Genomic DNA, 17922 nt, shown 5'->3' on the forward strand with positions numbered 1-17922 from the left:
CCATGAGTCTCGACCTCAGTCCCGAGACCGTCGCCGTCATCGGCTTTGTCGGCCTGTTCGTGCTGATGCTGCTCCGTGTCCCCGTCGGCATGGCGATGGGCCTCGTCGGCATCACCGGCTTTGGCTATCTCACCGGCTTCGCGCCGGCGCTCAAGCTGGTCGGCCAGACCACGATGCGCACGGTGACGGATTATTCCTTCGGCGTGATCCCGATGTTCCTGCTGATGGGCGCCTTCGTGTCGGTCTCGGGAATCAGCCGCGAGCTGTTCCGCGCCGCCAACACCTTCGTCGGCCATTGGAAGGGTGGGCTCGGCATTGCGACGATCGCCGCCTGCGGCGGCTTCGCCGCGATCTCCGGCTCGTCGGTCGCGACCGCCGCGACCTTCTCGGCCGTCGCCTATCCCGAGATGCGCCGCTTCGGCTATCCGCAATCATTCGCCGCCGGCGTGATCGCGGTTGGCGGCACGCTCGGAGCGATGCTGCCGCCGTCCACCGTGCTCGCGGTCTACGGCATCATCACCCAGCAGGACATCGGCAAGCTGTTCATCGCGGGCGTGGTGCCGGGCCTGCTCGCGATCCTGATGCATATGATCACGATCGGCATCATCGGCGTGACGCGGCCCGCTTTCCTGCCGGCGGGAAAGAAGGCGTCGTGGCACGAGCGCTTCGTTGCGCTGCGCGACGTCTGGTCGCCGCTGCTGCTGTTCCTGTTCGTGATCGGCGGGCTCTATGGCGGCTTCTTTGTCCCGACCGAAGCCGGCGCGGTCGGCGCGGTGGGCGCCTTCATCATCGGTATCCTCCGCGGCAAGCTGACCAGGGACGGCATCCTGCAATCGCTGCTGCAGGCGACGCGCACCGCGGCCGCCGTGTTCACGGTGCTGATCGGCGCGCTCTGCTTCGGCTATTTCCTCACCATCACCCAGACGCCGCAGCACGTCACTGAATTCCTCACCGGGCTTGGCATCGGCCCCTATGGCGTGCTGGCGCTGATCCTCCTGATGTATCTGGTGCTCGGCTGCCTGATGGACGCGATGGCGATGGTCATCCTCACCGTGCCGATCGTGTTTCCGGTGGTGACCGCGCTCGGCTTCGATCCGATCTGGTTCGGCATCATCATCGTCATGACGGTCGAGCTCGGCCTGATCCATCCGCCGGTCGGTATGAACGTGTTTGTGATCAAGAGCGTCATCAAGGACGTCAACATGTCGACGATCTTTGTCGGGGTGCTGCCGTTCGTCATCACCGACCTGATCCGGCTGGTGATCCTGATCCTGTTCCCGCTGCTTGCGACCTGGCTGCCGCAGCGCATGATTGGTTAGGCCTATGAATCCCGAGCTTGAGACCAGATACGTCTTCACCATCACCGCCCGGATCGCGGAGGTGACGTCCGCCGGCGACATCGGCACCGGCGTCCGCCGCATCATTCCGATCATCGGCGGCGAGGTGAAGGGCGAGAAGGTCAACGGCAAGGTGCTGGCGTTCGGTGCGGACTTCCAGATCATCCGGCCCAATGAGCTGATCGAGCTGGAGGCGAAATATGCGTTCGAGACCGACGACGGCGCCGTCGTCTATGTCGAGAACAAGGGCATCCGCTTCGGGCCGGTCGAGCTGTTGCAGAAGCTGAAGCGCGGCGAGCCGGTCGACCCGAAGCTGATCTATTTCCGCACCGTGCCGAAATTCGAAACCGGCGCCGAAAACTACCGCTGGCTGATGCAGCACATCTTCGTCGGCTCCGCCGCCCGCCACGCCGACCGCGTCGTGATCGACGTGCATCAGGTGCTGTAGCTTCGCACACTTGCCGTCTCACCCGCCGGGATCCGCCACACATTCGGTGTCGTCCCTGCGAAGCAGGGACCCATACTCCGCGGTCTGTGCCGTGAACGGGACTCGTCGTTCCGCCGTCGCGCAGCAATAACCGTTTGTGGTTATGGGTCCCCGCTTTTCGCAGGGACGACGGGTGGAGGGAGCCGCGCGTATCAACTCCATCACCGTCACCCTGAGGAGGCCGCGCAGCGGCCGTCTCGAACGGCGACGGCCACCAGCCATGTGCGCCCATATTGACTCTCCCGCTAATCGTTATAAAACATAACTATTCTGAACGGGAAACAATAACGCCATGGGAAACGCTGCCGGCGGGGGAGACGCTTCGCTGCTCAGGATCGAGACGCGGGGGGCGGTGCTGACGGTCGGGCTGAACCGTCCCGCCAAGCGCAATGCGCTGAACGACGGCATCATCCTGGCGCTGCGGGATTGCTTCTCCGCGATACCGGATGCGGTCGGCGCCGTCGTCATCCATGGCATCGGCGACCACTTCTCGTCCGGCCTCGACCTCTCCGAACTGACCGAGCGCGACGCCACCGAGGGCCTGGTGCATTCCCAGATGTGGCATCGCGTGTTCGACCGCATCCAGTATTGCCGCGTGCCTGTCATCGCCGCGCTGAAGGGCGCGGTAATCGGCGGCGGGCTGGAGCTGGCTTGCGCCGCGCATATCCGGGTCGCCGAGCCGTCGGCCTATTTCGCGCTGCCCGAGGGCCAGCGCGGCATCTTCGTCGGCGGCGGCGGATCGGTGCGGTTGCCGCGCCTGATCGGCGTGCCCAGGATGGCGGACATGATGCTGACCGGGCGGGTCTATTCGGCGACCGAGGGCGCCGCCTACGGCTTCTCGCAATATCTCACCGAGGCCGACGGCGCGCTGCCGAAGGCGCTGGAGCTTGCCGAGCGCGTCGCCGCCAATGCGCCGCTGACCAACTTCGCTGTGTTGCAGGCGCTACCGATGATTGCCGAGGCCAATCCGCAGACCGGCCTGTTGATGGAATCGCTGATGGCGACGGTGGCGCAGAGCGACAAGGAAGCCAAGAAGCGCATCCGCGCGTTTCTTGATCGCAAGACCGCCAAGGTGAAGCCGACATGAGCGCCGCGCCGTCTGCGACCACTGCGAGCGCGCATCCGCTGCGCCCGATCTCGTTCGGCAATCCCGACGTCACCGTCGAGCGCCGCGACGACGGCACCATCTACCTCCGACCGAAGCTCAGCCTCGCCGATTTTCCGGTTCGCCTCACCGATCGCTTGCACCACTGGGCGAAGGCCGGGCCGAACCGCGTGTTCATGGCCGAGCGCGCCGCCGGTGGCGGCTGGCGGCAAATCACCTACGCGCAACTGCTCGAGGCTATCAGGCGCATCGCCTCCGCGTTGATCGCGCGCGGATTGTCGGCCGAGCGGCCGATCGTGATCCTGTCGGGCAATTCGATCGATCATGCCCTGATGGCGCTCGGCGCGCTCTATGCCGGCGTTCCGTTCTGCCCGGTGTCGCCGGCCTATTCGCTAGTGTCGCGCGACTATGGCAAGCTCAGCTTCGTCATCAAGCTCCTGACGCCGGGCCTCATCTTTGTCGACGATGCCGACAAGTTCGCCGACGCGCTGCGTGCCAATATCGGACCCGATGTCGAGATCGCCGCGAGCCGCGGCACCGTGCCCGGCCGTGAGGTGACGCGCCTTGCCGGTCTCCTGGCGACGCTGGAAGACCCGCGCCTCGATGCGACCCATGCGGCAATCGGTCCGGACACGATCGCGAAATTTCTGCTGACGTCGGGCTCGACCGGCAATCCCAAGGCCGTCATCAATACCCAGCGCATGATCTGCGCCAACCAGGTGATGCTGCGCGAGACGCTGGCGTTCCTCAAGGATGAGCCGCCTGTGATCGTCGACTGGTTGCCGTGGAATCACACCTTTGGCGGCAACCACAATGTCGGGCTGACGCTCTATAACGGCGGCTCGATGTATCTCGATGAGGGCAAGCCGATGCCCGGCGGCATCGAGGAGACGGTGCGAAACCTGCGCGAGATCTCGCCGACGGTCTATTTCAACGTGCCCAAGGGCTATGAATCGCTGCTGCCCTATCTGCGCGATGACGCCGGTCTGCGGGCAAAATTCTTCGACCGGCTGCATGCGATGTTCTTCTCGGGCGCCGCGCTGTCGCCGTTCGTCTGGAACAGCCTCGATGCGCTCGCCGTGCAGGAGAAGGGCTATCGCGTGCCCATGCTGACCGGCCTCGGCGCCACCGAGACTTCGCCGTTCTTCATGTCGGTGCGCCCGGATACCAGCCGCTCCGGCCATGTCGGGCTTCCGGTGTCGGGCAATGACGCGAAGCTCGTTCCGAACAACGGCAAGCTCGAGGTCCGCGCCAAGGGCCCGAACGTGACGCCGGGCTATTGGCGGCAGCCCGAGCTGACCGCCAAGGCGTTCGACGAGGAGGGCTTTTACAAGTTCGGCGACGCGCTGAAGCCTGCCGACGCTGGTGATCTTGATGCCGGTTTCGATTTCGACGGCCGCATCGCCGAGGATTTCAAGCTGGCGAGCGGCACCTGGGTCAGCGTCGGACCGTTGCGGGCGCGCTTCGTCGGCACCTGCGCGCCGCTGGTGCGCGACGTCGTGATCGCGGGGCTCAACCGCGACGAGCTCGCCGCGATCGTGATCCTCGATCTCGACGGCTGCCGCCTGATCAATCCGCAGCTCGCCTCTGGCGACATCGCCGTCGCGGCCAATGATCCGCTGGTGCGGACGGCCTTCCGCGAGCGCTTCGCGCGCGTCCTGGCCGGCGCCACCGGCTCGTCGAACCGGATCGCGCGCGCGATCCTGCTCGACACGCCGCTGTCGATCGATCGCGGCGAGGTCACCGACAAGGGCTCGATCAACCAGCGCGCGGTGCTGGAGCATCGCACGGACATCATCGAAGCGCTTTATGCGCCGGTGCCGCCGGCATCGGTGATCACGTCAGTCTAGTTCTCGAACAGGAGAAAGCCATGCAGTTGAAGGACCAGGCCGCCATCGTCACCGGCGGTGCATCGGGATTGGGCGCTGCGACCGCGCGCCGTCTCGCCGCGCAGGGCGCCAAGGTCGCGGTCTGCGATCTCAACGCCAAGCTCGCCGAGAGCGTCGCGGCGGAGATCGGCGGCATTCCCGTCGTCTGCGACGTCGCCGATGCTGCGGCGGCCGAGGCCGCGGTGGCCGCCGCCGCCAAGGCGCACGGCCCCGCGCGCGTGCTGGTGAACTGTGCCGGCATTGGGGTGGCAAAACGCGTGATCGGTCGCGAGGGGCCGATGGCGCTGGGCGACTTCGACAAGGTGATCAAGGTCAATCTGATCGGCTCGTTCAACATGCTGCGGCTTGCGACCGCTGACATGGCCAAGCTCGAGCCGCTCGCAACCGGCGAGCGCGGCGTCGTGATCTCAACGGCCTCGGTCGCGGCCTATGACGGCCAGATCGGGCAGGCGGCCTATTCGGCATCGAAGGGCGGCATCGTCGCGATGACGCTGCCGATCGCGCGCGAGCTCGCGCAATTCGGCATCCGCGTTCTGACCATCGCGCCCGGCCTGTTCATGACGCCCCTGCTGGCCGGCCTGCCGCAGGAAGCGCAGGATTCGCTCGCCGCCGCGATCCCGTTCCCGCGCCGGCTCGGCCAGGCCGACGAGTTCGCCTCGCTGGCGCTGCACATGATCGACAACCCCTATCTGAACGGCGAAGTGGTGCGGCTCGATGCCGCGCTCCGGATGGCGCCGCGCTGAAGCATGATCCGGAAGAGCATGAACGCCCTTCCGGATCGCTCATGCTCGATCGAGGATAAACCATGTTCGTCAATCGGCGCGACGTGCAGATCCAGTGGGGCGATTGCGACCCCGCCAACATCGTCTATTACCCGCGCTACTTCGCGATGTTCGACGACTCGACCTCGATCATGTTCGAGGCCGCCGGCTATTCGAAGCAGGACCTCGTCCACAAATACGGCCTGGTCGGCATTCCCATGGTCGACACGCGGGCGAAATTTCACATCCCATCGACCCATGGCGACTGGATTACCATCGAGAGCCGGATCGAGAGCATCAAGCGCTCGAGCTTCGAGGTGGTGCACCGCGTGTTCAAGGGCGAGGCGTTGGCGATCGAGGCGTTCGAGACCAGGGTGCTGGTCGGCCGCCACCCGGACGATCCCGCCAAGCTGAAATCGGCGCCGTTTCCGCAGGAGATTATTGACCGCTTCATGAAGGGCTGACTCGCACCCCCTCATGACTCGACTTTCGGAGCATGATCCTCTCGGAAAACCGGTTTCCACTTTTCCGGATCATGCTCTAAAGAAGGGGCTGAATTGGCCCGCAAAACCGGTTTAAACCCAAAAAACTTAACTGCAGGGAGGAATGAATGAGGAAGGCCACTCTCGCCGCCGCGGTGCTCGCGGCAGCCATCGCGCTGCCGGGCGCGCCCGCACTGGCGCAGACCAATGAAATCACCATCGGCATCTCGATCTCGACCACGGGGCCCGCCGCGGCGCTCGGCATTCCCGAGCGCAACGCGCTCGATTTCGTGCCGAAGGAGATCGGCGGCGTACCGCTGAAGCTGATCGTGCTCGACGACGGCGGCGATCCGACGGCCGCGACCACCAACGCGCGGCGCTTCGTCACCGAGTCCAAGGCCGACATCATCATGGGCTCCTGCACCACGCCGCCGTCGATCGCGGTGTCGACGGTCGCCAACGAGGCCGGCATCCCGCATTTCGGCCTCGCGCCGTTCCCGATCAACGAGGCGCGCATGAAGTGGTCGGTCGACCTGCCGCAGTCGATTCCGATCATGGGCAAGGTGCTCTACGAGCACATGAAGGCGCACAACATCAAGACCGTCGGCTATATCGGCTATTCGGATTCCTACGGCGACCTCTGGGTCAACGACTTCAAGGCGCAGGCCGTGCCGATGGGCTTGACCATGACCGACGAGGAGCGCTTCGCGCGTCCGGATACCTCGGTCGCCGGCCAGGTGCTGAAGCTCGTCGCCGCCAATCCCGACGCCATCCTGGTCGGTGCTTCCGGCACCGCTGCGGCGCTGCCGCAGACCGCGCTGCGCGAGCGCGGCTACAAGGGTCTGATCTACCAGACCCACGGCGCCGCCAGCATGGACTTCATCCGCATCGCCGGTGCGGCCGCTGAAGGCGTCATCATGTCGGCCGGCCCGATCATGTCGCCGGAAACCCAGCCCGACAGCGCGCTGACCAAGAAGCCCGGCCTCGCGCTGAACACGGCCTATGAAGCCAAGTACGGCGCCAACAGCCGCAGCCAGTTCGCCGGCCACTCGTACGATGCCTTCGAGGTGATGAAGCGCATCATCCCGGTGGCGCTGAAGACCGCCAAGCCCGGCACGCCGGAATTCCGCGAGGCGATCCGCAAGGCCTTCATCTCCGAGAAGGAGATCGTCGCGACCCAGGGCGTCTACAACTGGACCGAAAAGGATCGCTACGGCCTCGACGACCGTTCGCGCATCCTGCTGACGGTCAAGGACGGCAAATACGTCCCGGCGATGTGAGCTGGACGCAATCTCTGAAACGAAGAAGCCGGTCCCGATGGGGCCGGCTTTTTCTTACCCTCCCCTGGAGGGGGAGGGTCGCTTCGCATCGCAAGTAGCGATGTGAAGCGGGGTGGGGTGGTGGTCTATCGCCGTCGGTAGTGCTTCAGCGGCACAGCTTCCGCTTCGCGAGCGCCATAGAGCTCGACATAGATCCGTTCGGGCACGGCATTCAAATCCTCACTGACCTCCGAATTCCAGAACCTGACGACGCGATATCCTTCCCGCTCCAGCCACTCTTGTCGCGCACGATCGCGCTTCGCCACTTCATCGTCGTTGTGGTGTCCACCGTCCAGCTCGACGATGAGTCGCTTGGCCGGGCAGAAAAAATCGACGACGTAAGGGCCAATCGGTGCCTGCCTTCGAAAATGCGTTCCGTCCGTTGGCAGCTCTCTCAGCGCGCGCCACAGGATTCGTTCATGCGGCGTCGTGTTGGCGCGCAGCTTCTTCGCGGCGGCTCTGCGGATTGATGTTGAGACCATTTGTGTGGCTTCACCCCACCCCGATCGCACCCGCGATGCTGCGCATCGCGCGCGCAATCGACCCTCCCCTCCAGGGGAGGGTGAAGTGGAGCGCAATCCTTGCGCGAATGCAAGCGCGGTCAGAAATCATTTCCCGGAAGGCGCACCTGCCTTCACCCTCCCCTGGAGGGGGAGGATCGCCGCGCATGTAATGCGCGGCGAGGTGGGGTGACGGTCTCTCCGCGGTGGAGTTGCGCGTCCTAAATCGCGCTCTCGCCTTCGTGCTGGAAGCCGAGATAGCTCGCGGCGACGCCCTTGTTGGCGGCGATTTCCGTCGCGGGGCCTGACAGCACGAATTCGCCGAGCTCCATGACATAGGCGCGGTCGGCGATCTGCAATGCGGCCTGGGCGTTCTGCTCGACCAGGAGCACCGAGACGCCGGCTGCGCGGAGCTCGCCGACGATGCGGAAGATGTCGGCGACGATGATCGGAGCGAGGCCGAGGCTCGGCTCGTCCAGCATCAGGAGCTTCGGCGCGCCCATCAGCGCGCGGCCCATCGCCAGCATCTGCTGCTCGCCGCCGGACAGCGTGCCGGCAAGCTGCTTGCGCCGCTCCTTGAGCCGCGGAAACAGCGTGTAGACCCGCTCCAGCGAGGCGGCCGCGACGGCCTTCGCAATCCGGAACGCGCCGAGCTCGAGATTGTCCTCGACATTCATGGTGCCGAACAATTCGCGATGCTCGGGCACCAGGCTGAGGCCGGTGGCGACGCGGTCCTCGATATCGAGCGGCGCCATGTCGACGCCGGCGAAGCTGGTGCGCCCCTTCAGCGGCAGCACGCCCATGATGGCGTTGAGCAAGGTGGTCTTGCCGGCGCCGTTGGCACCGATGATGGTGACGATCTCGTTCTGGGCGACGTCGAGCGAAACGCCGCGCACCGCCTCGACCTTGCCGTAGGAGATGTGGACGTCGGTCACCGATAGAAGCGCACTCATGCGGCGGCTCCGAGATAGGCCTTGATCACGTCGGGATTGCGCTTGATCGCGGCCGGCGTGCCCTCGGCGATCTTGGTGCCGAAATCCAGCACCACGATGCGGTCGGCGAGATCCATCACGAACCCCATGTCGTGCTCGACCAGCAGCACCGACATGCCGCCGTCGCGCAATTGCCGGAGCAGCGCGGCCAGCCGCTGCTTCTCCATGTGGCGCAGGCCGGCGGCCGGCTCATCGAGCAGCAGCAGCATCGGATCGACGCACAGCGCGCGGGCGATCTCGACAATGCGCTGCTGTCCGAGCGACAGCGAGCCCGCGAGCTGGTCGATCTGGTCCGACAGGCCGACGCGCGCGATCTGCCGCGCGGCTTCCGCCAGCAGCCTCGCCTCATCAGCGCGGTCGAGCCGCAGCATGCTGGAGATCGCGCCGGAATTGCCGCGCAGATGCGCGCCGATCGCGACATTCTCCAGCACGGTCATGTCGGGCACCAGCTTGACGTGCTGAAAAGTCCTGGAAACGCCGAGCTTGACCACTTCCTGCGGCGGAGCGTTCGCGACCGCGTTGCCGAGCACTGAGATCTTGCCGCTGGTTGCGGTCAGGACGCCGGTGATCAAATTGAAGGTCGTGCTCTTGCCGGCGCCGTTCGGGCCGATCAGCGCGACGATCTCGCGGGCGTTGACGTCGAACGAGACGTCGTTGACCGCGAGCACGCCGCCGAACTGCTTGCGCGCCTTGTCGATGTGCAGAAGGATCGGAGACGTTCCTGGCGCTCGTTCGCGGTGCTCCAGTTTCACGGACGTGTCCGGGGTCTTGCGGGCGGGCTTGAACGGCAGCCGCGACATCAGCCAGGGCCAGACGCCCTGAGGCGCGAGCTGCAGCAGCAGCACCAGCATGATGCCGAACACGATGGTCTCGAGTTGGCTCTGGCCGCCGAAGATGTAGGGCAGGTAGCTCTGCAGCACCTCCTTGAGGATCACGACGATGCCGGCGCCGAGCACGCCGCCCCAGACGTAGCCCGCGCCGCCGACCACGGCGATGAACAGATACTCGATGCCGGCCTGCGCGCCGAACGGCGTTGGGTTGGCGGCGCGCTGGAAATGCGCATACAGCCAGCCGGACAGGCCGGCCAGCACCGCGGCATAGATGAACACCAACAGCTTGGCGCGGGGCGTCTGCACGCCGAACGCTTCCGCCGCAACATGGCCGCGCCGCAAGGCGCGGATCGCGCGCCCGGTGCGGGAGTCCAAGAGGTTCATGGTCAGCAGCGCGGACAGCAGCACCGCGACCCAGATCGCGTAGTAGATCGCATCCGGGCTCAGCATCTTGAACGAGCCGATCGACAGCGGGGGAATGCCGGAGATGCCGTCGTTGCGGCCGAGGAATTCGAGCTTGCTGAACAGATAGAACAGCCCGATGCCCCAGGCGATGGTGCCGAGCGGCAGATAATGGCCGGATAGCCGTACCGTGACGATGCCGAGCAGCACGGCGGCGATGCCGCTGACCAACAGCGAAGCCGGCAGCGTCAGCCAGGGCGAGACGCCGTAGGCGGTGGTCAGCACCGCCGTGGTGTAGGCGCCGAAGCCGCAGAACGCGGCCTGGCCGAACGAGGTCAGGCCGCCGACGCCGGTGAGCAGCACGAGGCCCATCGCGACCAGCGCGGCGAGGCCGATATTGTCGAGCAGCACGATCCAGAACGGCGGGATGCCCGGGGACAAGCGGAATCACCGCCATCACGAGCGCGAAGATGATGAGGGGAAGGCGCTGCGCCATCGCGCTCAATCCTTCTCTTCTTCGACCTCGGGCGCCGCGAGGGAGCGCAACACGAGCACGGGGAGGATCAGCGTGAACACGATGACTTCCTTGAAATTGCTGGCGTAGAACGATGAGAAGGCCTCGACGATGCCGACCACGATGGCGGCGACCGCGGTCAGGGGATAGCTGACCAGGCCGCCGATGATGGCGGCGATGAAGCCCTTCAGGCCGATCAGGAAACCGGTGTCGTAATAGAGCGTGGTGATCGGCACGATCAGGATGCCGGAGATCGCGCCGATGACGGAGGCGAGCAGGAACGCGATCTGGCCGGACAGCGTGGTGCGAATGCCGACCAGGCGGGCGCCGAGGCGGTTGACCGCGGTGGCGCGCAGCGCCTTGCCGGTCTTGGTGTAGCCGAAGAACAGCCACAGGGCGACGATGAAGCCGATCGTTAGGCCGTAGACCGCAAGGCTCTGCCCGGTGAAGCGCAGCGGGCCGGCGGTTACTGCGGCATTCGACAGCGCAGGCGCGCGCAGGCCTTCGGCGCCGAAGAACACCAGGCCGAGGCCCTGCAGCGCCAGATGGCAGCCGACCGAGGCGATCAGCAGCACCAGCACGGAAGTGTGCGCGATCGGCTGGAACGCGATGCGGTAGAGGAACAAACCGATCGCCGCCACGATCAGGAGCGCGAGCGCGATGTTGACGGCGATCGGCGTGCCGGGACCGACCAGCGCGTAAATCAGACCGAGCAGCGCGACGGGAAAGGCGATGTTGAGCGCGACCGAGCGGATCACCAGCCGCGCATGCAGCGCGTTACGGGCGAAGAACAGGTCGAGGGCGAAGGCGACGAGGCCCATCGCGACCGCAAGCCGCGCTGTGCCGGGCACCTGGCCGGTCGCCAGCATGGCGTAGCTCAGCGCGCCGTAGGTGACGAATTCGCCCTGCGGGATCAGGATCACCCGCGTGACCGCGAACACCAGCACTAGGGCCAGCCCCAGCAGTGCGTAGATCGCGCCATTGGTGATGCCGTCCTGCAGCAGGAACAGCATGATCGTTGTGTTCAAGGCCGAGCGCTCCCCCTCAAGCGTCGGACCGCCTCAACCGGTCGTGCCGGTCAGGTCGGCCGATATCGGCTGTTGAAAGCTGCCGACATTTGATATAGTCCATAACAATTATTAGATATAATCTCAAGGTCCCCGAGTGTCGTGCGGGATTCTTGTAGCGGGATTGCGAGCCTGGAGCGATGACTGTTTCCAAGACCGCCACCGATGCCCTCCGTTCGTCGCGGGCCCTGCGCAGGGAACCGGCCGATTCTGCCGGGGACGACAGCATGCTGCAATTGGGCGAACTGTCCGGATTGCTCGGCTATTCGTTGAAGCGCGCGCAGCTCAGGGTATTCGAGGACTTCCTGCGCTGCGTCGCGCCGCTGCAGCTGACGCCGGCGCAGTTCTCGGTGTTGCTCCTGCTCGACAAGAATCCTGGCCGCAACCAGACCGAGATCGCCAACACGCTCGGTATCCTCAGGCCGAATTTCGTCGCGATGCTCGACGCGCTGGAGAGCCGCGACCTTTGCGCGCGGATGCGCTCCACCAACGACCGCCGTTCCCACATCCTCGTCCTGACCGACAAGGGCCGCGCCGTGCTGGCGCGCGCCAAGAAGCTGGTCGCCAACAAGCACGAGGCGCGGCTGATCGAGGTGCTCGGTCCGGCCAACCACGCCGCGCTGCTGGAGATGCTGGCGAAGCTCGCGCAGGAGTTTTGAGAGAGCGCGACGGCCCGTCCGCTCGCAATGACGCGTTGGGTTGATACATATCCGGCATGCGGGCTCCGCCAGGCGGCGAACCATCGCGGTCTAAAGCTTGTAGCCGATGTTCCGCAGCAGATCCTTCCGCCACGCAATGTCGGCGTCGGTTTCGACACCCAGCGGCGAGGCGCCATCCACCACGCCGAGCACGCCGCGCCCGAGCTCCGTCTGCGCGACGATCACCTGTGTTGGATTCGCCGTCGAGCAAAAGATGCGGCAGACCTCCGGCACTGCGCGCACCGCCGGCAGCACGTTGACGGGAAAGAACCCGTCGCCGAGGAAAATCAGGAAGGTGTGACCGGCGCCGATCGCCAATGCGTTGTCGCGTGCCAGGGCGAGCGAGGCGTCGTCGTTACCGGAGCAGCGCACCAACCGCTTGCCGGAGGCCTCGCAGAAAGCCAACCCGAAGCGGATGCGCGGAACCGTGCCCACCAGCGCTTCGTGAAGGTCTTCCACGGTCTTGATGAAATGCGACTGGCCGAAGATGAAGTTGGTCTCATCCGGCTTGACGATGGGCACCACGGTGAGTTCCATGGCTTCGCTCCTGCACGCGAATTCCCCAATCCATGGTAGGCCGTCGGAGGGCGTTTGCAAGCGGCCACAGGCGCTCAAATGTGCCGGCTGTCTGCTTCGGCTCACGCCGACCAGCGTCCGTACTCACGACGGCTCTCAAGGGGGGACCGGAAATCGCCGGGAGGTTGCGCGCCGAAGGGCGGCAATTGTGGTATCGTCCGTCAAGCGCGATGGCCCGTATGTTGCCCGGCCCCTCGCAAATGGCCGCGAAGCGTACCGAGCGTTGCTAACGGATCTGAAGGGAGCGCTTCCGGGGGCTCGAGGAGGATCAACGCCGTGAAGCGGGACTTCGACCTCATCGTCTATGGCGCGACGGGTTACACCGGGGGTCTCATCGCCGAATATCTGGCGACATCCTATCGCGGCGACGATGCTCCGTCCTGGGCAATTGCGGGACGCTCGACCGACAAACTCCAGAAAGTGCGTGCCGACATCGGCGCACCGGACGATTTGCCGTTGGTGAAGGCGGATGCCGCCGAGCCGGCCAGCCTGCGTTCGATGTGCGAGCGCGCGGCCGTGGTCGTCACCACGGTCGGGCCCTATCAGCTTCACGGTCCCGAGCTAGTAGCGGCATGCGCGGCCACCGGCACGGCCTATGTTGATCTTTGCGGCGAACCGGGCTGGATGCGGGCTATGATCGACGCCCATCACGAAGAGGCAAAACGGACCGGCGCGCGCATCGTCTTCTCCTGTGGCTTCGATTCCATCCCGTTCGATCTCGGTGTGCTTACGTTGCAGGAGAAGGCGCGCGAGAAATTCGGACGCCCGGCGCGGCGGGTGAAGGCCCGTCTGCGCAAGGTGAGGGGTGGCATGTCTGGCGGCACCGCGGCGAGCGCTCAGGCGACGCTGGCCGCCGCGGCGCGCGACCCGGCCCTGATCCGGCTGCTGACCGATCCCTTCGCGTTGACGCCGGGCTTCACTGGGCCGTCTCAGCCGTCGGGCCTCGTCCCCGAATATGACACAAGCATGCACGCGTGGCTCGTGCCGTTCCCGATGGCGCCGATCAACACCAAGAACGTGCACCGCACGAACTTCCTGTTGGGCCATCCCTACGGCAGGGACTTCGTTTATGACGAGATGATGGTGGCGCCGGGACTTGGGGACATCGCGAGCGTGACGACGGAGACGTTCGCCACGGTGGTGTCCTTGTTCGGGACCGGCGGTCTCAAACGCGGCGCAGGCCCGACCCGGGAAGCGCGCGAGAGGGGCTTCTACGACATCTTCTTTCTGGGCGAGGTGCCGGATGGCGGACGGGTCGAAGCCGTTGTCACCGGCGACCGCGATCCGGGCTATGGCTCGACCAGCAAGATGATCACCGAAAGCGCTCTCTGCGTCGTGCGTGACGTGCAGGGTGAGGGCGGCATCTGGACGCCGGGCGCGCTGATGGGGCCGGCCTTGCGCAAGCGTCTAAAGGAGCGCGCCGGCCTCACTTTCAGTGCGCGTTGAGGTCACGTATTCAGTCGGCAGGTATAGCAGCCCGTTCGGCTAAAAAAGCGACTAGAGGGCGATCATACGATCGTCCGCTACGATACTTGAGCTTGGCTCCGACTCTTCTGCTTGCAAGGAAGGCAGCCCTAATCCAGGGCCAAGCAATTGACGGCAGCGAAGCAGCGCCGCAAATCCGGACAGTGCGTCGAGACTGGTCCGAAGCAGCATCGGTAACTCGCTCGGCTGTTTCATTGTCGCACGGACCAGCGCGGCGAGATCGATCGTCCCGTTTGCACGCACTGCGGACAGGGCGGCGGCAGGAAGCTGCCGACCGGCCGGATCCATGATCACGCGGACGGCAGTCATAGGGAGGCCGCGCGCTGCAGCGACACTCGCCGCCACATGGGATTCGTTATCGACCGCCAGCGCGCCTGTACTCATATGCAGCGAGCGCTTCGCTTCTGGATGCATGGCGACCGTGGTCACACCAGCAATAGGGCCATAAATCGAACCGGGGATGAGTCGAAGCAAGGCTTGCGACCAGTCTCGATCAGTGAAGAGCTGAATCGTTTCCGAAACGATCGTCGATGCTACGACGCATGCGCCTGCCGGGAGGTCGGGCGAAAGGCCGCCCGCGACGCCAAAGCTGATAAGACCGTAGCAATCCTCAGCAATTGCCGACGCGAGAGACTCCGCGAGCGTGCTGCCATCGCCACTGCAGATCGCCTGCGTATGCAGGTCTGCAGCGATCCGCGCCTCAAATGCAAGTCCCGTGACTCCAATCACCGCTGCCATGAGTCCGCTCCCCGGATGCCGCGCTGGACGGCGAGTGTCCGCGCATGCGGGTCGTATCAGGAGTGTTCTGCTCCAACGCCAAATCGCAAATGACTAACGAGTTAGTTTCTGACGGATATGTTAGCTGCTTTGTTTTGGCGCCGTGATAAATGCTGCCTAGGGCCGGGATCCGTGGCGAGCGTGAGATCGTGCCGGAAGCTGCAACAGCGCACTTGACGAGCCAAATCGGCGACCTCACGAGACGCGTGCCGATGCAATGTCCGCCGCGTCTCCAAGTCATCGTGCGGAACGATTTGGAGCGTTGTCCGCGCTGGCAGTTCGCCTTCGCGAGCGAGCGCAAGGATCATCGATACTATGAGTTGGTCGAGGATACCCTTCATCCCGAGTTCGATTACCGGTATTTCCTCATCAAAGATGCGGTTGATCAGGTTTGTGCTGTACAGCCATTCTTCCTAATGGACCTGGATTTGCTGGCCGGTGCGAGGCCGCGGTTTGGCGTACTCATCGACGCCATTCGCCGGATGTGGCCAGGTTTGATGCGCGCCCGTGCGCTCATGGTCGGGTGCGTCGCAGGGGAAGGTCATCTTGACGGGGACGAGGCCTGCCATCGAGGCTGCGCGGAACTGCTGGCCTCTACGATTGCAATACATGCTCGCAGGCTCGGGGCGCGGCTGATCGTGCTCAAAGAGTTTCCGGCGCGATACCGACCAATCCTCGACTGCTTGATCGCTCACGGCTTCACCCGCATCCCCAGCCTGCCCATGATCAGGCTTTGCATCGATTACGCCAATTTCGATGACTATATGAATCATGCGCTCAACAGCGCAACCCGCAAGAAACTTCGCAAGAAGTTTGAGGCGACAGCGCGGGCCTCTCCATCCGTCGAGATGAACGTCGTCAACGACGCGACGCCGGTGATCGCGCAGATCTATCCATTGTATTTCCAAGTCTATCAGCGTTCGAAACTGCACTTCGAGAAGCTGACGGAACGATACTTCTGCGACTTGGGGCGGCGGATGGGGGACAAGGTCCGCTTCTTCCTCTGGCGTCAGAACGAGCGGATCGTCGCGTTTGCCGCATGCATGGTACATGGTGACGCGATCTATGCGGAGTACATAGGTCTCGACTACGATGTCGCCTTAGACCTGCACCTCTATCATTATGTGTTTCGCGACATGGTGAGCTGGGCAATCGCCAACGGGTACAAATGGTTTCGCAGCAGCGGGCTGAACTATGATCCAAAGCTGCACCTGAGGCACTTGCTTGATCCGATCGACTTATACGTTCGGCACACCTCCGCGCCAATCAACTCAGTGTTGAAGCGCATTTTGCCGGTGCTCGAGCCGACGCGATATGACGAGACGCTTGCGAAGTTTCGTAACTATCAGGAGCTTTGGGCGCAGCCCGAGACTGGCCTTGGGTCCGTCAAGGATACGGCCTAATCCACCAAAATCACCCGCACGTCATTGACGTTGGTCAGCGTCGGTCCGGTCAGCAACAAATCCCCGGTCTGGGCGAAGAACCCCGTCGCATCGTTGTTCTCGAGATAGGCCTTCGGATCGAGGCCGATCGATTTCATCTTCGCGAATGTCGCCTGGTCGATCACGGCGCCGGCCGGGTCGGTCGCGCTGCCAGCGCCGCCGTCGGCGCCGTCGGTATCGGCGGCCAGTGCCGAGACGTCGGGTGTATCCTTCAGCAGGCCGGCCAGCGCCAGCGCGTATTCCTGGTTGGGGCCGCCGCGGCCATCGCCGCGCACCGTCACCGTCAGCTCGCCGCCGGAGATGATCGCAACGCGCTTGCCTTCGCTGCGCGCCTTCAGCGCCAGCCGCGCATGCTCGGCCGCGATCTCGCGGGCCTCGCCTTCGAGATCGGCGCCGAGCGCGATGGTCTCGTAGCCGGCGTCCCGCGCGACCTTCACCGCGGCGTCGATCGAGGCCTTCGGCTTTGCCAGCAGTTCGAATGTCGCCCGCGCGAAGGCGGCATCGCCGGGCTTGCAGCTTTCGTTCGCGGGATCGTCGAGCGCGCGGCGGACCGCGTCGTCGATGGAGAGATTGTATTTGGCGACCAGTGCGCGGGCGTCCGCCAGCGTGGTCGGATCCGGCACCGTCGGCCCGGAGGCGATCGCGGAGGGATCGTCATGCGGCACGTCCGATATCGCCAGCGTGACGATCTCGGCCGCGTGCTGGCCGGCGCGCGCCAGCCGTCCGCCCTTGATGCGCGAGAGATGCTTGCGCACGGTGTTCATCTCGCCGATCGGCGCGCCGGAGCGCAGCAGTGCGCGGTTGACCTGCTGCTTCTGGGTAAAGCTCACGCCGTCGACCGGCGCGATCCAGTTCGCCGAACCGCCGCCGGTCAGCAGCACCAGCAGGAGATCGTCCGGGGTCGCGGTCGCGGCGAGCCGCAGCGTGTCGTCCGCCGCCTTGAGCCCGGCCTCGTCGGGCACCGGGTGGCCGGCCTCGACCACCTTGATGCGGCGGGTCGGCACGCCATGGCCGTGGCGGGTGGTGGCGATGCCGACCAGCCGCGACGGATCGAGCTCGAGCGCGTCGAGATAATGCCGCTCGGCCGCCGCGGCCATCGCCGCGGCGCCCTTGCCTGCGCAGAGACAGATCACCCGTCCCTTCGGCACCGGCCGCAGCCGCGACGCCAGCACGACGTCGGGATGCGCAGCCGCCACAGCGGCATCGAAGATCGAACGCAGGAAAGGACGACGGTCGGTCATGGTTGTGCCTTATGTAAC

16 protein-coding genes and 1 pseudogene are annotated in these 17922 nt (G+C 65.0%); 10 read left to right on the top strand and 7 right to left on the bottom strand.

Annotation, left to right across the window (positions count from 1 at the left end):
* The first annotated feature begins 2 nt into the window (after nucleotides 1-2).
* The 7 genes from ACVMIH_RS30745 (at nucleotide 3) to ACVMIH_RS30775 (ending at nucleotide 7341) form a co-directional block, all read left to right on the top strand.
* Nucleotides 3-1319 carry a TRAP transporter large permease gene (locus ACVMIH_RS30745; protein ID WP_456864479.1) on the top strand — a complete coding sequence of 439 codons (1317 nt, stop codon included), beginning with the start codon at nucleotides 3-5 and terminating at the stop codon, nucleotides 1317-1319.
* Nucleotides 1320-1323: 4 nt separating this feature from the next.
* The gene (locus ACVMIH_RS30750) at nucleotides 1324-1785 is read left to right on the top strand and encodes a DUF3237 domain-containing protein (RefSeq protein WP_076832505.1); all 462 of its coding nucleotides are present in this window, start codon (nucleotides 1324-1326) and stop codon (nucleotides 1783-1785) included.
* Nucleotides 1786-2116: 331 nt separating this feature from the next.
* On the top strand, nucleotides 2117-2911 hold the full coding sequence (locus ACVMIH_RS30755) for a crotonase/enoyl-CoA hydratase family protein (RefSeq protein ID WP_028336538.1): 795 nt from the start codon (nucleotides 2117-2119) through the stop codon (nucleotides 2909-2911).
* Entirely contained in the window at nucleotides 2908-4779 is a 1872-nt protein-coding gene (locus tag ACVMIH_RS30760) for a feruloyl-CoA synthase (RefSeq protein ID WP_456864482.1), read from the top strand. The genes ACVMIH_RS30755 and ACVMIH_RS30760 overlap by 4 nt, the downstream gene beginning before the upstream one ends.
* A gap of 20 nt (nucleotides 4780-4799) precedes the next feature.
* Complete coding sequence (locus ACVMIH_RS30765; protein WP_092085349.1) at nucleotides 4800-5561, top strand: SDR family NAD(P)-dependent oxidoreductase; 762 nt, start codon at nucleotides 4800-4802, stop codon at nucleotides 5559-5561.
* Between the two features lie 62 nt (nucleotides 5562-5623).
* Entirely contained in the window at nucleotides 5624-6043 is a 420-nt protein-coding gene (locus tag ACVMIH_RS30770; protein WP_028336535.1) for an acyl-CoA thioesterase, read from the top strand.
* Between the two features lie 146 nt (nucleotides 6044-6189).
* Nucleotides 6190-7341: an ABC transporter substrate-binding protein gene (locus tag ACVMIH_RS30775; RefSeq protein ID WP_168857602.1), complete on the top strand. Its 1152-nt coding sequence runs from the start codon at nucleotides 6190-6192 to the stop codon at nucleotides 7339-7341.
* A gap of 125 nt (nucleotides 7342-7466) precedes the next feature.
* Here ACVMIH_RS30775 and ACVMIH_RS30780 read toward each other — a convergent pair whose 3' ends face one another.
* From ACVMIH_RS30780 to ACVMIH_RS30795, 4 genes and pseudogenes are all read right to left on the bottom strand, one after another.
* Nucleotides 7467-7862, bottom strand: a complete 396-nt coding sequence (locus ACVMIH_RS30780; protein ID WP_456864484.1) for an endonuclease domain-containing protein — start codon at nucleotides 7860-7862, stop codon at nucleotides 7467-7469.
* 239 nt (nucleotides 7863-8101) lie between these two features.
* On the bottom strand, nucleotides 8102-8833 hold the full coding sequence (locus tag ACVMIH_RS30785) for an ABC transporter ATP-binding protein (RefSeq protein ID WP_057016004.1): 732 nt from the start codon (nucleotides 8831-8833) through the stop codon (nucleotides 8102-8104).
* Nucleotides 8830-10600, bottom strand: a pseudogene (locus ACVMIH_RS30790) (branched-chain amino acid ABC transporter ATP-binding protein/permease). Before ACVMIH_RS30790 ends, ACVMIH_RS30785 begins: the two are co-directional and overlap by 4 nt.
* A 5-nt stretch (nucleotides 10601-10605) precedes the next feature.
* On the bottom strand, nucleotides 10606-11646 hold the full coding sequence (locus ACVMIH_RS30795) for a branched-chain amino acid ABC transporter permease (RefSeq protein ID WP_028336532.1): 1041 nt from the start codon (nucleotides 11644-11646) through the stop codon (nucleotides 10606-10608).
* A 179-nt stretch (nucleotides 11647-11825) separates the two neighbouring features.
* Between ACVMIH_RS30795 and ACVMIH_RS30800 the strand changes: the two genes are divergently transcribed.
* Nucleotides 11826-12344, top strand: a complete 519-nt coding sequence (locus ACVMIH_RS30800) for a MarR family winged helix-turn-helix transcriptional regulator (protein ID WP_028336531.1) — start codon at nucleotides 11826-11828, stop codon at nucleotides 12342-12344.
* A gap of 90 nt (nucleotides 12345-12434) precedes the next feature.
* Here the strand turns inward: ACVMIH_RS30800 and ACVMIH_RS30805 are convergent, their stop codons facing one another.
* Nucleotides 12435-12920 (bottom strand): adenosine-specific kinase, encoded by a 486-nt coding sequence (locus ACVMIH_RS30805; RefSeq protein ID WP_057016006.1) that lies wholly within the window; start codon nucleotides 12918-12920, stop codon nucleotides 12435-12437.
* Between the two features lie 315 nt (nucleotides 12921-13235).
* Between ACVMIH_RS30805 and ACVMIH_RS30810 the strand changes: the two genes are divergently transcribed.
* Nucleotides 13236-14405 (top strand): saccharopine dehydrogenase family protein, encoded by a 1170-nt coding sequence (locus ACVMIH_RS30810; RefSeq protein ID WP_229189411.1) that lies wholly within the window; start codon nucleotides 13236-13238, stop codon nucleotides 14403-14405.
* A gap of 51 nt (nucleotides 14406-14456) precedes the next feature.
* Here ACVMIH_RS30810 and ACVMIH_RS30815 read toward each other — a convergent pair whose 3' ends face one another.
* Nucleotides 14457-15182, bottom strand: coding sequence for a phosphorylase family protein (locus tag ACVMIH_RS30815; RefSeq protein WP_168857608.1), 726 nt, complete (start codon nucleotides 15180-15182; stop codon nucleotides 14457-14459).
* Between the two features lie 212 nt (nucleotides 15183-15394).
* Here ACVMIH_RS30815 and ACVMIH_RS30820 point away from each other — a divergent pair, with 212 nt between their 5' ends.
* A complete protein-coding gene (locus tag ACVMIH_RS30820) occupies nucleotides 15395-16624 on the top strand; it encodes a GNAT family N-acetyltransferase (RefSeq protein ID WP_375166581.1) in 1230 nt (409 codons plus the stop codon).
* On the opposite strand, the gene ACVMIH_RS30825 is transcribed toward ACVMIH_RS30820, so the two are convergent.
* The gene (locus tag ACVMIH_RS30825) at nucleotides 16621-17904 is read right to left on the bottom strand and encodes a glycerate kinase type-2 family protein (RefSeq protein WP_076832483.1); all 1284 of its coding nucleotides are present in this window, start codon (nucleotides 17902-17904) and stop codon (nucleotides 16621-16623) included. The two genes, ACVMIH_RS30820 and ACVMIH_RS30825, sit on opposite strands and share 4 nt — an antisense overlap.
* Nucleotides 17905-17922: the final 18 nt, after the last annotated feature.

This window comes from Bradyrhizobium sp. USDA 4503 (assembly GCF_054055815.1).

Coding starts and splice junctions, on each gene's coding strand:
- ACVMIH_RS30785 (WP_057016004.1), bottom strand. CDS start 8,833: ATGAGTGCGCTTCTATCGGTGACCGACGTCCACATCTCCTACGGCAAG.
- ACVMIH_RS30815 (WP_168857608.1), bottom strand. CDS start 15,182: ATGGCAGCGGTGATTGGAGTCACGGGACTTGCATTTGAGGCGCGGATC.
- ACVMIH_RS30805 (WP_057016006.1), bottom strand. CDS start 12,920: ATGGAACTCACCGTGGTGCCCATCGTCAAGCCGGATGAGACCAACTTC.
- ACVMIH_RS30775 (WP_168857602.1), top strand. CDS start 6,190: ATGAGGAAGGCCACTCTCGCCGCCGCGGTGCTCGCGGCAGCCATCGCG.
- ACVMIH_RS30750 (WP_076832505.1), top strand. CDS start 1,324: ATGAATCCCGAGCTTGAGACCAGATACGTCTTCACCATCACCGCCCGG.
- ACVMIH_RS30760 (WP_456864482.1), top strand. CDS start 2,908: ATGAGCGCCGCGCCGTCTGCGACCACTGCGAGCGCGCATCCGCTGCGC.
- ACVMIH_RS30755 (WP_028336538.1), top strand. CDS start 2,117: ATGGGAAACGCTGCCGGCGGGGGAGACGCTTCGCTGCTCAGGATCGAG.
- ACVMIH_RS30765 (WP_092085349.1), top strand. CDS start 4,800: ATGCAGTTGAAGGACCAGGCCGCCATCGTCACCGGCGGTGCATCGGGA.
- ACVMIH_RS30780 (WP_456864484.1), bottom strand. CDS start 7,862: ATGGTCTCAACATCAATCCGCAGAGCCGCCGCGAAGAAGCTGCGCGCC.
- ACVMIH_RS30800 (WP_028336531.1), top strand. CDS start 11,826: ATGACTGTTTCCAAGACCGCCACCGATGCCCTCCGTTCGTCGCGGGCC.
- ACVMIH_RS30745 (WP_456864479.1), top strand. CDS start 3: ATGAGTCTCGACCTCAGTCCCGAGACCGTCGCCGTCATCGGCTTTGTC.
- ACVMIH_RS30825 (WP_076832483.1), bottom strand. CDS start 17,904: ATGACCGACCGTCGTCCTTTCCTGCGTTCGATCTTCGATGCCGCTGTG.
- ACVMIH_RS30770 (WP_028336535.1), top strand. CDS start 5,624: ATGTTCGTCAATCGGCGCGACGTGCAGATCCAGTGGGGCGATTGCGAC.